The following is a 14334-nucleotide window of genomic DNA, read 5'->3' as shown; positions in this document are numbered from 1 at the left end:
GGCCTGGTCGGGGCGTCCGGGCGCAAGCGGCGCCGGGCGAAGCGGCGCCACGTCGCCGCCACGCCCGAATTCGGAGCCGACCGGCAGGTCGACCGCCTCTGCCTGCGGGGCAGCGCTGGGCCGGGGGGCAGGCGCAGGCTGCGGCGTCGCAGGCGCGGGCTCTGCCACGGGTTCCGGTTCCCCCTGCGGCACCGGCGCAGCCAGCGACAACGCGGCCACGGCGGCGATGCTGACAACACCGCCATGCAGAAGACCTGTCCAGAAACCGCGTGCCATATGCCCCTTCATGCCCGTGCCGGTCTTGACCCCCCGGCGCGCTTTGCCCCATCTATAGCGGACCCGTTCAGGCGGGGAAACCGCCACCATATCAGGGCGCACCAGCATGATCCTTCTCATCGACAACTACGACAGCTTCACCTGGAACCTCGTGCATTATCTGGCCGAGGCCGGGGCCGAGGTGATCGTGCGCCGCAACGACGCCCTGACGGTCGAGGAAGCGCTGGCGATGGAACCTGACGGAATCGTGATCTCGCCCGGTCCTTGCGATCCGGCGCAGGCGGGCATCTGCCTGGACCTGATCCGCGCCGCCGCCGACCGGGCGATCCCGCTGTTCGGCGTCTGCCTGGGCCACCAGGCCATTGGCGAGGCGTTCGGCGGCAAGGTCGTGCGCGCGACCCGCATCATGCACGGCAAGACCGACGCGATCAGCCATGACGGAACGGGCGTCTTCGCGGGGCTGGCCTCGCCCGTGACGGCCACGCGCTATCACTCGCTGACGGTGGAGCCCGAAAGCCTGCCGAACTGCCTGCGCGTGACCGCGACATCGGACGACGGCACCATCATGGGCCTGATCCACGAGGCGCTGCCCATCGAGGGCGTGCAGTTCCACCCGGAATCCATCGCCTCGGAACACGGGCACGACATGATCCGCACCTTCCTGTCCCGCTGCAGCCCGCGAAAGGCCGCGGCATGACCGCAACCGACATCCGCCCGCTGATCGGTATCGCCGCCACCCGCCCCCTGACAGGGACCGAGGCCGAGGCCGCGTTTTCCGCCCTGTTCGACGGCGCGGCGACCCCGGCCCAGATCGGCGGGTTGCTGATGGCGCTGCGCGTGCGCGGCGAGACGGTCGAGGAGATCGCCGCCGCCGCCCGCGCGATGCGCGCGCGGATGAACCGCATCCAGGCCCCCGAAGGCGCCATGGACATCGTCGGCACTGGCGGGGACGGCAAGGGCACGCTGAACATCTCGACCGCGACGGCCTTCGTGGTGGCGGGCGCAGGGGTGCCGGTCGCAAAGCACGGCAACCGCAACCTGTCGTCCAAGTCCGGTTCCGCCGATGCGCTGACGCACATGGGCATCAACGTGATGATCGGGCCGAAGGTCTCGCAGCAGGCCATCACCGAGGCGGGCATCTGCTTCATGATGGCCACGATGCATCATCCGGCCATGCGCCATGTCGGCGCGCCGCGCGCGGAACTGGGCACAAGAACCGTCTTCAACCTGCTGGGACCGTTGACAAATCCGGCCTCGGCCCGGCGGCAGCTGACCGGCGCCTTCAGTGCCGCCTGGATCCGCCCCATGGCCGAGGTTCTGCGCGACCTGGGCAGCGAAGCCGCCTGGCTGGTCCACGGGTCCGACGGCACGGACGAGATCAGCATCGCCGGCGAAACCCATGTCGCCGCGCTGAAGGACGGCGACATCACCGAATTCACCGTCGCACCCGAGGACGCGGGCCTGCCGCGCCACCCCTTCGAGGCGATCATCGGCGGCGAGCCGCACCAGAACGCCGCCGCCTTCCGCGCCCTTCTGGCGGGAGAGCGCGGCGCCTATCGCGATGCCGTGCTGCTGAACGCCGCCGCGGCCCTGCTGATCGCGGGCAAGGTCCGCGACCTGCGCGAGGGGGCGGCCATGGCGGCCGAATCCATCGACAGCGGCGCGGCCACCGACCGCCTGACCCGCCTGGCGCAGGTCACCGGGCTGCCCGAGGCATGATGGAACCGCCGAAGGCCTGGGACCAACTGCCCTTCTTCCGCGAGGACTGGCCCGCGATCCGCGACCGTCTGGCAGGTCTGGACAAGTGGCTGCCCGGCCCGGCACTGGTGTTCGCCGCGCTTGAGGCCACCCCGCCCGAGAAGGTCCGCGTCGTGATCCTGGGCCAGGACCCTTATCCGACACCGGGCCACGCGAACGGGCTGGCCTTCTCGGTCGCGCCCGAGATCGCCCTGCCCCGGTCGCTGAAGAACATCTTCACCGAACTGCGCGACGACACGGGCGCGGCGCCCGCCACGGGCGATCTGTCGGGATGGGCCCGTCAGGGGGTGCTGCTGCTGAACACGTCGCTGTCGGTGCCGCCGGGGGATGCGGGGCGCCATGCGTCATGGGGCTGGGACCGGCTGGCCCGCGATGCCGTGGCCGAGGCGCAGAAGCACGGCCCGCTGGCCTTCCTGCTGTGGGGCGCTCATGCGCAGAAGGCCGTGGCCGGGTTGCCGCGCCCGCAGGACATGGTGATCGCGACGGCGCATCCCTCGCCCTTGTCGGCGCGGCGGGGGTTCTTTGGCAGCAGGCCGTTCTCGCGGATCAATGCCTGGCTTGAGGCGCAGGGGCGCGAGCCGGTGGATTGGGCGGGCTGATGGCGGGGTGAAACCCCACCCTACAGCGCCTCGAACCCGGCCTTCTGCCGTTCGGTCCACAGCAGATGCAGCGTCAGGCCACCCTCGCCCGACTCCTCGCGCTGCACCACGCCCGCCTCGTGCAGCCAGGCCCGGCGGCGGCCGTCCGAAAAGGGCAAGGTCACCGTGGCAGCGGTCTTCGGTTCGTCCAGGGCTTCGGACAGATGCGCGTCGATGGCGGCAACCAGGTCGTCCAGACCCTCGCCCGTCAGGGCACTGACGGCCTGGATGCCTTCCGTCCGCTGGTCCGTGCGGCGCAGCGCGGCCCGGGTGTCGGCGGACAAGGCGTCGATCTTGTTCCAGACCTCGATCAGGGCCACATCCTCATCGACGCCCAGCGACTCCAGGATCTCGGCCACGTCGGCGGCCTGTTCCTCGGTCTCGGGGTGGCTGATGTCGCGAACGTGCAGGATCAGGTCGGCTTCCAGAACCTCCTCGAGCGTGGCGCGGAAGGCGGCGACCAGTTCCGTGGGCAGGTCGCTGATGAAGCCCACGGTGTCGGACAGGATGATCTTGCGCCCCTGCCCTCCCCCGGCGCCCGGCAGGCGGATGGCGCGCATGGTCGGGTCCAGCGTGGCGAACAGCATGTCCTTGGCCAGAACCTCGGCCCCCGTCAGGCGGTTGAACAGCGTCGACTTGCCCGCGTTCGTATAGCCCACAAGCGCCACGATGGGATAGGGCACCTTGGCGCGGGCCGCGCGGTGCAGGGTGCGGGTCTTGACCACGCGTTCAAGCTGGCGGCGCAGGCGGGTCATCTGTTCGTCGATGGCGCGGCGGTCGGCCTCGATCTGGGTTTCCCCCGGTCCGCCCACAAAGCCAAGGCCGCCCCGCTGGCGTTCCAGGTGGGTCCAGGCGCGGACCAGGCGGGTGCGCTGATAGGACAGCGCGGCCAGTTCCACCTGCAACACGCCCTCGCGGGTGCGGGCACGGTCGGCGAAGATTTCAAGGATCAGCCCGGTCCGGTCCAGAAGCTTGACGCCCCAGTCCTTTTCAAGGTTGCGCTGCTGCACGGGGGACACCGGCCCGTCGATCAGGACCAGATCGACCTCGGAGGCCTCAAGCCGCGTGCCGATCTCGGCCAGCTTGCCCTTGCCGAACAACCGGCCCGGATCGGGCTTGCGCAGGCGCGCGACCTCGTCGCCCACGATCTCGATCCCCGGCAGGGCATGGGCCAGGGCCACGGCCTCGGCCAGGGCATGTTCGGGCTCACGCCGTTGAGTCCGGCTGGCCAGGTCGGGATGGATCACATAGGCGCGGGTCGGTTTCGCCTCGGTCGCAGTGGGTTCGGCCAATCAGTCCTCGCCTTCGTACAGCGAAATGGGCTGGCCCGGCATGATGGTGCTGATGGCGTGCTTGTAGACCAGTTGCGACTGGCCGTCGCGGCGCAGAAGCACGCAGAAGTTGTCGAACCAGGTGATGACGCCTTGCAGCTTGACGCCATTGATCAGGAAGATCGTGACAGGCACCTTCGCCTTGCGGACGTGATTGAGGAACGCGTCCTGCAGGTTCTGCTTGTCGCCAGCCATTATTCTTTTCCGTTTTATACTGTCCCGGTCGGACTTCACGTTTATGCGCTTGACGCAGCCCTTGCAAGCATATCGCGCCCCGCGGGAACCGCCCCCTCAGCGCCGCCAGAACTGTGGCGAAAACAGCGCAAGGATGGCCAGCGTCTCCATCCGGCCGACGATCATCGCACCCGCCAGGACCGCCTTGGTGAAGGCCGGCAGGCCCGACCACCCCTCCCAAGGGGCCGAGGCGATGCCGGCGGTCCCCTCGAACGCGGGGGTCAGGGGGATGGCGGCAGCCAGGGGCCCGGTGTTGGTCAGCGCGGCGATGGACAGGATCGTCGCCGTCTCGATCTCGATCCGCTGGATGGAGACCAGGGCCACCACCACCGCGATGGAGGTCGCGAACAGCATGAAGAAGATGAAGGCCAGGTAGGCCCCCTCGCGCCGCAGCCGCCGCGCGATGCGGCCGCCCCCGGCGACGGAGTTGGGGTGGATGATCCGCTCCATTTCCCGTTGGCCGTGCATCGCAAGGGCGTAGACGCGCAACAGCTTGACGCCGCCCGCCGTGGTGGCGACGCCGCCGCCCATGATCGCCAGCCCCGCCAGGATCAGGCCGGGCGAGGACAGCCCCGACCAGGCCCGCGCCCCCTGCCAGTCTATCGAGGTCCAGCCCGTCGTCGTCAGATAGCTGAGGGCGTTGAACAGCCCGCCCCAGAAGGCCGCCAGCCCGTTGCGCAGGTCATGCAGCAGTTCCAGCGATCCCGCCGGCGCCTGCTCGGCCTCGATGGCGCCGATAAAATGGCGGGCGAACAGGGACAAGGCGACCAGGGCCACCAGGCCGCCCGCCATCTTCAGCTCGGGGTCGTCCACCAGCGTGTCGCTGGCCCGCAACTGCTCGCCACCCGGCCAGAACCGGCGCGACAGGGCGGGGATCAGGAACAGGAAGACCGCCACCTCTCCGGCCAGGCCCGAACTTGTGCCGGGCGGGCCGAGGACCGGAGAGATCCCGCTGGTGGACAGCGTTCCCATGGCGCGGCACAGCGCGATCAGCGCGGGATCGCCCAGCAGCAGAAGGACCACCCACAGCACCAGCGTCAGCCCGGCATAGACCGGCAGAACCAGCATGGCCGACCGCATCAGCCTGTAGTGGGGATGGGCCAGCACGGTCCGGAAGCCCGGCGCGGACAGATGCGGATTGATGTCGCGGGGATCGGCCGACCGGGGCAGCCGTTCGTAATACTCGCGCCGGCCCTGCGGCGGGGCCATGATCTCGAACCCGCCGATATGCAGGGGCGCCAGGATCGCGGTCGCGGCGGCAAGGATGAAGAACCCGCCCATCCAGCCCGCCATTGACCGCCACAGGTGCAGCGGCATCGGCAGCAGGTCGGCGGAATAAAGCGAGGCCCCCGTCGTCGTCAGCGCCGAGGTCATTTCCCACCAGGCGTTGAACAGGCCCGTGTCCGGCATCGACTCGGCGAAGGGCAGCGCCATGATCAGCGGCATCCCCCCGAACACCGCCAGCATCGCCAGCAGCGTGTCGCGCGGACGCGGCGGGCGCTGGTTGGCCGATGTGGCAAGGCCGACCATCCCCGCCCCCACCAGGACCAGCAGCCCGGAATACAGGAAGTTGCGCGCCAACCCGTCGTTGTCGTTGACCGAGGCGTAGGCCGCGGGCAGCAGCATCGCCAGCCCGGTCAGGGCGGCCAGCAGGACGAACAGCGGCAGGCGCAGCAGGATGGTCATCGCGCGTCAGAAGAAGTCGATCGAGACCTGCAGCAGGCGCTCGACCTCTGGCACGTCCTTGGTGAGTGCGAAGATCAGGACGATGTCCCCTTCCTCGATCCGCGTGTCGGGCATCGGCTTGACCACCCTGTCGCCCTTCTGCACGGCGCCGATCAGCACGCCCTCGGGAAACTCGATGTCGCGGATCGCGCGGCCCGAGATGGGCGAGGTGGACAGGGCCTGCGCCTCGATCACCTCGGCCTCGGCGTCGCCGATGGAATAGATGTCGCGCACCCGGCCGTGGCGCACGTGGCGCAGGATGGTGGACACGGTGGTGGCGCGCGGGTTGATGTAGGCGTCGATGTCCAGCGCATCCATCAGCGGCACCAGCGTCGGGTCGTTGATCAGCGTGATGGCCAGCTTCGCCCCCGCCTGCTTGGCGCGGACCGAGGCCAGGATGTTGGTCTTGTCGTCGTCCGTCACCGCAAGCACGGCATCGGCCGAGGGGACGGCGGCTTCCTCCAGCAGTTCGGCGGACAGGCCGTCGCCGTTCAGCACGATAGTCCGTTCCAGCCGGTCGGCAGCATATTCGGCGCGGGCGCGGTCGCGTTCGATCAGCTTGGCGCGGATGCGGTCGGGCCGCGCCTCAAGCGCCTGGGCCACGGCAAGGCCCACATTGCCCGCGCCGATGATGGCGATGCGTTCCTGCTTCAAGGGGGGCTTGCCGAAGATCTCCAGCGTGCGCCCCACGTCGTCGCGATGCGCGAAGACATAAATCTGGTCGCGGGCGAACAACTGGTCCCCCGGCTCGGGCGCGAACAGCCGCGACTGGCGGCGAACGCCCACCACGATGGCGCGCAGGGTGGAAAACAGGTCGCTCAACTGCCGCAGGGGGGTGTTCAGCGCCGGGCAGTCATCCTCCAGCACGATGCCCAGAAGCTGGACCTTGCCGCCCAGGAACGTCTCGACATCGAAGGTGGAGGGGGCGGACAGGCGTTGCAGCGCCGCCTTGGCGACCTCGCGTTCCGGGCTGATGACCACGTCGATGGGCAGGTGGGACGTCGTGTAGAGGTCCGAGTAGATCGCGTCCAGATAGGCGCTGCTGCGCAGACGGGCGATCTTGCGGGGCACCTGGAAGATGGAATGGGCCACCTGGCAGGTGACCATGTTCACCTCGTCCGAATGGGTGGCGGCGATGATCAGGTCGGCGTCGCGCGCCCCCGCGCTGTCCAGCACGTCGGGATGGCTGGCAAAGCCGGTCACGCCCTGCACGTCCAGGGCGTCGGTCGCGCGGCGGATCAGTTCGGCATTGTTGTCGATGACGGTGACATCGTTGCGTTCCCCCGACAGGTGGCGGGCGATCTGCCAGCCCACCTGGCCCGCGCCGCAGATGATGATCTTCATGGCCGTCCCCTTGCCGCAGGCCCTTGCGTCCCCCCTTTGCCTATGCCGCCGGTTCGCGTGGCGCAACCGTCCTGCAAGGAGGGACGATCGAAGTCCGGATTCTTGATCAACCCAAGGTTGCATTCGGCGCGAAAGTGGTAGAAGAACGACGGACGACCGGACAGCAGCCTGCGCAGCCCCACGACGTTTGCGCGCGCATGCCATAAGGGTCGCCCGGCCGGGAATGCCGATGCAGGAAGAACGCGGCCTCGTCTGCTGCCGTCGCCTTCAGGCGTGACGCATGTGTTTCCCCGAACATGCCGTGCCGGGCCTGGTTCCAGGACGTGGCCGACGGTGCCCACGACGCGCCGCCGGCCACGCTTGCAGGGCTACTTGCCCATCAGCAACTCGTCCTCGGGCCGCATGCCGCCGACCACGCCCAGGGATTTCAGCTTGCGGTGCAGGGCGCTGCGCTCCATCCCCACGAACTGCGCGGTGCGGCTGATATTGCCACCGAAGCGGTTGATCTGGGCGACAAGGTATTCCCGCTCGAACATCTCGCGCGCCTCGCGCAGGGCCATGGCGGTGATCTGCGGGCCGAGGCTGAGGGCGTCGCTGTTGTCGGGGGTGGCCCCCTGGGGCTCCAGCTCGGCGGGCTGGATCGGGCCGGTGCCCTCGGCCAGGATCAGCACGCGTTCGATCACGTTGCGCAACTGGCGGATGTTGCCAGGCCAGCGCATGGATTGCAGGGCGGCCACCGTCTCGTCCGGCAGGGCACGGGGCGTCAGCCCCTGCGCGCGGTGGAACTGGTCGATGAAATGGCGCGCCAGCAGACCGATGTCGTCGCGACGTTCCATCAGCGAGGGCACGGCGACGGGCACGACGTTCAGGCGGTCGTAAAGCTCCTGCCGAAAGCGCCCGGCCGCGATCTCGGCCGGCAGGTCGCGGTTGGTCGAGGAGATCACCCGCAGGTCCACCCGCACCCGGTCCGCGCCCCCGGCCCGCACGAACTGCTGTTCGGTCAGGACGCGCAGGATCTTCGGCTGCGTTCCCAAGGGCATGTCGCCCACTTCGTCGAAATAGATGACGCCGCCATGGGCCTGTTCCAGCAGGCCCGGCTCGATCCCGCGTTCGGGCGTCTCGCGGCCGAACAGCACCTCCTCCATGCGCTCGGGCTCGATGGTGGCGCAGGGGACGGTGATGAACGGCGCGCCGCTGCGCGGGCTGTGGGCGTGGATATAGCGGGCGGCCATCTCCTTGCCGGTGCCCGGCTCTCCGGCCAGCATCACGCGGCCGTTCGACTTGGCCACCTTGTCCAGCGCGTCGCGCAGCCGCTTGAAGGCGACGGAGTGGCCCAGCATCTCGCCCGACCGGTCGCCGCCGCGCCGCAGGGTGCTGTTTTCCCGGCGCAACCGGCTGGTTTCCATCGCGCGGTTCACCACCACCATCAACTGGTCGATGTTGAAGGGCTTTTCGATGAAGTCGTAGGCGCCCTGCTTGATCGCCGCCACCGCGATCTCGATGTTGCCGTGTCCGGATATGATGATCACGGGCACGTCCGGGTTGTTGCGCTTGACCTGCTTGAGGATGTCGATCCCGTCCATCCGGCTGTCCTTCAGCCAGATGTCCAGAACCATCAGCGCGGGCTGGCGGTCGTTCAGGGCCCCCAGCGCCTCGTCCGAGTTCGCGGCAAGGCGCGTCTCGAACCCCTCGTCCTTCAGGATGTCCGCGACCAGTTCGCGGATATCGCGTTCGTCGTCAACGATCAGGATATCGCTCATGTCGGTGCTGCCTCATCTTCTTTTGTTTTTGTCTTGCGTTGCGTGCCGCGCACGGGATGGCGTTCCCGCGGCAGGCGGATCTCGGCCATGGCGCCCTGGCCGTCGGGCCGGTCGCCCAAGGACAGGCTGCCGCCGTGTTCCTCGACGATCTTCTTGACGATGGGCAGGCCAAGGCCGGTGCCGCTGGCCTTCATGGTCACGTAGGGCTCGAACAGGCGCGACCGGTCGGCGGGAAGGCCGGGGCCGTTGTCGCAGATGCGGATCGTGACCGCGTCGTGGTCGGCCTGCATCAGGACCGTGATCCGGGGCATCCACCCCTCGGGCGGATTTTCCCGCAATTCGTCAACGGCTTCCCCGGCATTCTTGATCAGGTTCGTGAAGGCTTGCCGCAGCATTCCCGCGTCGCAATCGACGATCACCGGCCCATCGGGAATTTGCGCCTGCAGCGCCCCTTTCAGCGCGTCCTGCTGCAACAGCGTCGCCTCTCGCAGCAGGGCGGCCAGGTCGGTCTCGGCCCGGTCGGGCTCGGGCATCCGGGCGAAGCGGCTGAACTCGTCCACGATCCGGCGCAGGTCGCCGGTCTGGCGGATGATGACATCGGTATACTGGTCCAGCGAGGCCTTGTCCTCGGGCGAGGCCAGCTTGCCGAACTTGCGGCGCAGGCGCTCGGCCGAAAGCTGGATGGGCGTCAACGGGTTCTTGATCTCGTGCGCGACGCGGCGGGCGACGTCCCCCCAGGCCGCCATGCGCTGCGCGGTCACAAGCTCGGTCACGTCGTCGAAGGCCACCACATAGCCCTCCAGGTCGCCATCGGTGCCGCGCCGCACCGCCATGCGCACCAGCAGGCTTTCGACGCGGCCCTCGCGCATCAGCCGGACCTCGTCCTGCACGGTCTCGGCGACCGAGGCCGACAGGCGGTCGAACAGCGGCTCGAACTCCGGCACGACCTCGGACAGCAGGGCGTCGATGTCGCGCTTGGGGTCCAGCCCCAGCAGGCGGCTGGCGGATCGGTTGACGAAGTCGATCTCTCCCGCCGCATCCAGGCCGATCACGCCGGACGTGACCGAGGACAGCACGTTGTCGAACAGCCGACGTTGTTCGTCGCTGATGCGATAGCTGTCGACCAGTTCCTCGCGCTGTGCCTTGAGCTGGCGGGTCATGCGGTTGAAGGACTGTCCCAGCGTCTGGATTTCGTCCCCGGTGTCGGGCTCGGGCACCTGCACGTCCAGGTTGCCGCGCCCGACCTGTTCGCTGGCCAGCGCCAGCAGCCCGATGGGCCGTGACAGGCGGGACGCGAACCACAGGCCCAGCAGCACCGCGGCGGCGACCAGCAGCAGCGCGAAGGCCAGATAGACCAGCGAGAATTCGAACAGCACCTGGCTGCGCGTCTCCTCGAGCTGGCGGTAACTGCCGACCGTCTCGCGCGTGTCGTCCACCAGTCCCAGCAGGTCGCCGTCCACGTCGCGCGTCACATACAGGTAGCGGTCTGCCAAGGGCGGCAGGGCGACAAGGGCGCGGAATTCGTTGTTGTCCCAATCCTCGATCAGGACGACGCCCTCGGACTGCGCGCGGTCCAGTTCGGTGCTGTCGGGGGCCTCGTACCAGAACAGGTACGAGCGTTCGCCCCGCGCGCGAATCTCGGCGTTGCCGTTGATGACATAGGCTTCGCGCAGCCCGCGCTGGATCAGCGCCTGGCCCTGCCCCAGCAGCAGCCGCAACTCGCCGTCGTCGATCAGCGGATTGGCGCGACCGGCCTGCGTCAGCACCCCGGCAAGCGCCATGGCATCGGCGGTCAGGTCGCGGCGGTGTTCCTCCTGATAGGCCTCGGCGGCGGCCTGCGAGGTCGTGACCACCTGCTGCACCCGGCCCGAGAACCAGCCTTCAAGCCCGATATTGACCAGGAAGCCCGCGAACAGCGCGACAAGGACGGCTGGCACCAGGGTCAGACCGGCAAAGATCAGCACCAGCCGCGCGTGCAGCCGCGACCCCGCGGCGGTCTTGCGCCGCGCGGTGATCAGCCGGGCCATGCGCAGCACGATGATGCCGATCAGCACGATCAGATAGGCCAGATCCAGAAGCAGGATCAGCCGCAGCATCCGGCTTTCGGCGCCCTGGGCCAGGGGGCCAAGCACCGTCATCGTGGCGATCGCCAGAAGGATGCCCGCGACCAGCAAGCCTGCCGTCAGCGCGCCGCGCCAGTGACGCGGCAGCCTTACCCTTGCGAGCCTGTCCCAGCTCAGCCCTGATGCGGCACCTGCCATTGCCCCCGCCTGCCGTCTGACGCGGCTTTCTGTTGCAGCGCCGATACGGATGGCGCTGCCCCTGTGGCGGTTTTACATCAGTTTGCGGCGCCGTGTCACCTCGATATTCAGCTCGGTCAGCTTCTTGCGCAGGGTATTGCGGTTTATTCCCAGAAGGTCGGCGCATCTCAGCTGATTACCGCCCGTCGCATCCAGCGCAACCTGAAGCAGAGGCCGTTCGATTTCCCGCAAGATGCGGTCGTAAAGGCCCGGGGGCGGAAGGCTGTCGCCGTGCAGGTCGAAATAGCGTTGCAGATGCGCCTCGACCGAATCCGACAGGGGGCCATTGCCGCCGCCAAGCTGGTAGGGCGCGGTCATGGCGCTGTCGGGCGCGGGCTGCGCGACCGGCATGGGCATGGCGGCGATGGGGGCCGCGCGGGTGCCGCCCCCCTGGCTCAGCGCCTCGCGCATCTCGGGCGCGGTGATGGCGGCGCCGCTGGCGGTCAGGGCAAGGCGGCGCATCATGTTCTCCAGTTCCCGCACGTTGCCGGGAAAGGCATGGGCGCGCAGAAGGCTGGCAGCGTCGTCGCCAAGCGTGCGGTCGGGCAGTCCTTGCGTGGCCGCACGCGCCAGCAGGTGGTTCGCCAAGGGCAGGATGTCGTCCACGCGGGCGCGGAGCGGCGGCACCGTGACCGTCACCCCCGCCAGCCGGTAATACAGGTCCGACCGCAGCCGCCCCGCCGCCACGTCGGCCTGGGGGTCCGGGCCGGTGGTCGCCACGATGCGCGGGGCCATGGCGCGGTCGGGGCCGCTTTCCAGCGACTCGATCAGGCCGATCAGGCGGGCCTGCGCGGCGGGATCGAAGCCTGCCGGGTTCTCGATGATGATCGTGCCGCCCCGCGCCTTGTCGGCCGCGCGGGTGATCGCCTCCTCGCTGGCATCGGCCGAGGTGAGGATCGCGATGCCGTTGTCGCGCCGGTCGGACAGGTCGTGGAAGGACCGGGCGATGGTGGTCTTGCCGACGCCCGGCTCGCCCGCGATCAGGACCGGCAGGTCGGCGTTCAGCACCCGCGCCACCATGCGGAACAGCGCCTGCATGGCCGGGGCATGGCCGATCAGCGGCATGGCCGGATCGGCGGCGGGACGCGCCGCCGGAATGGTGTCGGGCACCGGGTCGGACTTGCGGGGGCGGCGCGACAGGGCCTGGTTGGCCTTGGTCATCAGGTCGGGCAGGTCGAAGGGCTTGGGCAGGTATTCGAAGGCCTCGGCCTCGGTCGCGCGGATGGCGGTGACGATGGTGTTCTGGGCCGAGATCACGATCACCGGCAGGTCGGGCCGCGCCTCCCGGATCGCGGGGATGCGGTCGATGCCATTGCCGTCGGGCATCATCACGTCGGTGATGACCAAGTCGCCGCGCCCTTCCTCGACCCATTTCGACAGCTGCGCCAGGCTGCCGGTGGCATGGACGCGGCAGCCCGCGCGGGTCAGCGCCTGTGTCAGCACCGTGCGGATGGTGCGGTCGTCGTCGGCGATCAGAACGGTTCCGTCCATGGCGCGGGTCCTTATGCCTTGGGCAATGATATGCGGAAAACGGTGCGGCCGGGGCGCGAGTCCACGCGGATCAGCGCGCCGTGGTCGGTGATGATCTTGCTGACAAGCGCCAGCCCCAGCCCGGTGCCGTTCTCGCGGCCCGACACGAAGGGCTCGAAGATCTGGTCGGCGATGGCGGGCGGCAGGCCGGGGCCGTTGTCCTCGATCTCGATCTGGAGGGGCAAGGGACGGCCGGTGGGGTCGGCCTCGTCCGGGGGCAGGCGCAGGGTATGGTCGTAGAAGCTGCGCAGGCGGATCGACGGGTGATCGGTGTCCTTCAGCGCCTCGGCCGCGTTTTTCACAAGGTTCAGGCAGACCTGGGTCAACTGGTCGCCATCGGCCAGGGCATCGGGCAGCGAGGGATCGTATTCCGCGACAATGCCTATCTTCCTGGCAAAGCCCACGGCCGCGGACCGGCGAACCTTTTCCAACACGTCATGGACGTTGATCGCCCGCAGGTTGGGGGCCGAGGTGTCGCCGAAACGCTCCACCTGCTCCAGCAGCGAGACGATGCGTTTCGATTCGCTGACGATCATCTCGGCCATTTCGCGATCCTCGCGCGATGCGTTCATGCCGATCAGCTGCGCGGCGCCCCGGATGCCCGCCAAGGGATTCTTGATCTCGTGGGCCAGCATCTCGGCCATGCCGATGGCGCTGCGGGCGGCGGTGCGGACGGCGCGGTTCTGGTTCTGCAGCCCCGCCTCGTCCAGGGGCACCAGCAAAATCGTCACCGCGCCCCCGACATCCCCGGCAGGACCGGCATGGACCGACGCGCGGCGGTCCTGGTGGCCACCCGCACGGTCGCCGATCTCGAAGCAGACATTGGGCTGGTACAGCGCCTCGTCGCTGTTCATCACGCGACCGATCAGGGGCGAGAGCGAAGGCTGGATGCGCAGCCGCGTCGCCAGTTCCTCGCCGTCGAGGGGACGGCCGAGGGTCGAGTTGCGCGAGATGTTCAGCCAGACCTCGGCCGCGTCGTTCATCGCGGCGACCCGTCCCTGCCGGTCCAGCACCAAGGCCGGCAGGGGCAGCGCGTCCCAGCCGGGGCCGGGCTGCACCTGCGAAAAACCTGCCGGGCTGGGTCGCGTCATGCAGCCACCCGCGCATCGCCAAAGGCGCGGCGGATCAGCGCCAGCGTTTCCGCCGGGCTGGCGGCGCGCAGCATCTGGTCGCGCAAGGGCGCGCCGTTCGCATCCGCATACCAGCCCAGGTGCTTGCGCGCGACGCGCAGGCCCAGGTCGATGCCATAGAAATCCAGGATATCCTCGTAATGTTCGGCCACGGCATCCGCCAGGGCATCGCCCTGCGGCACGTCGGGGGCGGGCGCGCCCTCCAGGTCATGCGCGATCTGCGCCAGCCGCCAGGGCGCGCCCTGCGCGCCGCGCCCGACCATCACCGCCTCTGTCTCTTATACACATCTGACGCTGCCGACGACTCC

General features: G+C 69.0%; 11 protein-coding genes and 2 pseudogenes. 3 read left to right on the top strand and 10 right to left on the bottom strand.

Annotated features, from left to right (window positions below; all coding sequences use genetic code 11):
• Window positions 1-276 (bottom strand): annotated as a pseudogene (locus tag J0F76_RS17920) (hypothetical protein); the annotation flags it as partial.
• 106 nt (window positions 277-382) lie between these two features.
• Here J0F76_RS17920 and J0F76_RS17915 point away from each other — a divergent pair.
• From J0F76_RS17915 to J0F76_RS17905, 3 genes are read left to right on the top strand one after another with little or no spacing between them, the layout of a single operon-like run.
• Window positions 383-973, top strand: a complete 591-nt coding sequence (locus J0F76_RS17915; RefSeq protein WP_207471568.1) for an anthranilate synthase component II — start codon at window positions 383-385, stop codon at window positions 971-973.
• A complete protein-coding gene (trpD, locus tag J0F76_RS17910; protein WP_207471567.1) occupies window positions 970-1995 on the top strand; it encodes an anthranilate phosphoribosyltransferase in 1026 nt (341 codons plus the stop codon). The genes J0F76_RS17915 and trpD overlap by 4 nt, the downstream gene beginning before the upstream one ends.
• Entirely contained in the window at window positions 1995-2633 is a 639-nt protein-coding gene (locus tag J0F76_RS17905) for a uracil-DNA glycosylase (RefSeq protein WP_207471570.1), read from the top strand. Before trpD ends, J0F76_RS17905 begins: the two co-directional genes overlap by 1 nt.
• Before the next feature lie 20 nt (window positions 2634-2653).
• Here the strand turns inward: J0F76_RS17905 and hflX are convergent, their stop codons facing one another.
• The 9 genes and pseudogenes from hflX to J0F76_RS17860 form a co-directional block, all read right to left on the bottom strand.
• A complete protein-coding gene (gene hflX, locus J0F76_RS17900; protein WP_207471566.1) occupies window positions 2654-3964 on the bottom strand; it encodes a GTPase HflX in 1311 nt (436 codons plus the stop codon).
• The gene (gene hfq, locus J0F76_RS17895; RefSeq protein WP_020949330.1) at window positions 3965-4198 is read right to left on the bottom strand and encodes an RNA chaperone Hfq; all 234 of its coding nucleotides are present in this window, start codon (window positions 4196-4198) and stop codon (window positions 3965-3967) included.
• A 96-nt stretch (window positions 4199-4294) separates the two neighbouring features.
• Window positions 4295-5923, bottom strand: a complete 1629-nt coding sequence (locus tag J0F76_RS17890; RefSeq protein ID WP_207471565.1) for a TrkH family potassium uptake protein — start codon at window positions 5921-5923, stop codon at window positions 4295-4297.
• A 6-nt stretch (window positions 5924-5929) separates the two neighbouring features.
• The gene (gene trkA, locus J0F76_RS17885; RefSeq protein WP_207471564.1) at window positions 5930-7306 is read right to left on the bottom strand and encodes a Trk system potassium transporter TrkA; all 1377 of its coding nucleotides are present in this window, start codon (window positions 7304-7306) and stop codon (window positions 5930-5932) included.
• Window positions 7307-7674: 368 nt separating this feature from the next.
• Complete coding sequence (gene ntrX / locus J0F76_RS17880) at window positions 7675-9066, bottom strand: nitrogen assimilation response regulator NtrX (RefSeq protein ID WP_207471562.1); 1392 nt, start codon at window positions 9064-9066, stop codon at window positions 7675-7677.
• Window positions 9063-11327, bottom strand: a complete 2265-nt coding sequence (locus J0F76_RS17875) for a sensor histidine kinase NtrY-like (RefSeq protein ID WP_207471560.1) — start codon at window positions 11325-11327, stop codon at window positions 9063-9065. The genes ntrX and J0F76_RS17875 overlap by 4 nt, the downstream gene beginning before the upstream one ends.
• A 72-nt stretch (window positions 11328-11399) precedes the next feature.
• Window positions 11400-12857 (bottom strand): response regulator, encoded by a 1458-nt coding sequence (locus J0F76_RS17870; RefSeq protein ID WP_207471559.1) that lies wholly within the window; start codon window positions 12855-12857, stop codon window positions 11400-11402.
• Window positions 12858-12868: 11 nt separating this feature from the next.
• Window positions 12869-13987 (bottom strand): two-component system sensor histidine kinase NtrB, encoded by a 1119-nt coding sequence (locus J0F76_RS17865; RefSeq protein ID WP_207471558.1) that lies wholly within the window; start codon window positions 13985-13987, stop codon window positions 12869-12871.
• A pseudogene (locus J0F76_RS17860) lies at window positions 13984-14298 on the bottom strand (tRNA-dihydrouridine synthase); the annotation flags it as partial. The gene J0F76_RS17865 and the pseudogene J0F76_RS17860, both read right to left, overlap by 4 nt.
• Window positions 14299-14334: the final 36 nt, after the last annotated feature.

This window comes from Paracoccus fontiphilus (genome assembly GCF_017356265.1).
GTDB lineage: Bacteria > Pseudomonadota > Alphaproteobacteria > Rhodobacterales > Rhodobacteraceae > Paracoccus > Paracoccus fontiphilus.
This window is presented reverse-complemented; position numbering and strand designations above follow the sequence as displayed.

Bases quoted from the DNA above. Each gene is read 5' to 3' on its own strand.
- J0F76_RS17915 (WP_207471568.1), top strand. From the start codon at position 383: ATGATCCTTCTCATCGACAACTACGACAGCTTCACCTGGAACCTCGTG.
- trpD (WP_207471567.1), top strand. From the start codon at position 970: ATGACCGCAACCGACATCCGCCCGCTGATCGGTATCGCCGCCACCCGC.
- J0F76_RS17905 (WP_207471570.1), top strand. From the start codon at position 1,995: ATGGAACCGCCGAAGGCCTGGGACCAACTGCCCTTCTTCCGCGAGGAC.
- hfq (WP_020949330.1), bottom strand. From the start codon at position 4,198: ATGGCTGGCGACAAGCAGAACCTGCAGGACGCGTTCCTCAATCACGTC.
- J0F76_RS17890 (WP_207471565.1), bottom strand. From the start codon at position 5,923: ATGACCATCCTGCTGCGCCTGCCGCTGTTCGTCCTGCTGGCCGCCCTG.
- trkA (WP_207471564.1), bottom strand. From the start codon at position 7,306: ATGAAGATCATCATCTGCGGCGCGGGCCAGGTGGGCTGGCAGATCGCC.
- ntrX (WP_207471562.1), bottom strand. From the start codon at position 9,066: ATGAGCGATATCCTGATCGTTGACGACGAACGCGATATCCGCGAACTG.
- J0F76_RS17875 (WP_207471560.1), bottom strand. From the start codon at position 11,327: ATGGCAGGTGCCGCATCAGGGCTGAGCTGGGACAGGCTCGCAAGGGTA.
- J0F76_RS17870 (WP_207471559.1), bottom strand. From the start codon at position 12,857: ATGGACGGAACCGTTCTGATCGCCGACGACGACCGCACCATCCGCACG.
- J0F76_RS17865 (WP_207471558.1), bottom strand. From the start codon at position 13,987: ATGACGCGACCCAGCCCGGCAGGTTTTTCGCAGGTGCAGCCCGGCCCC.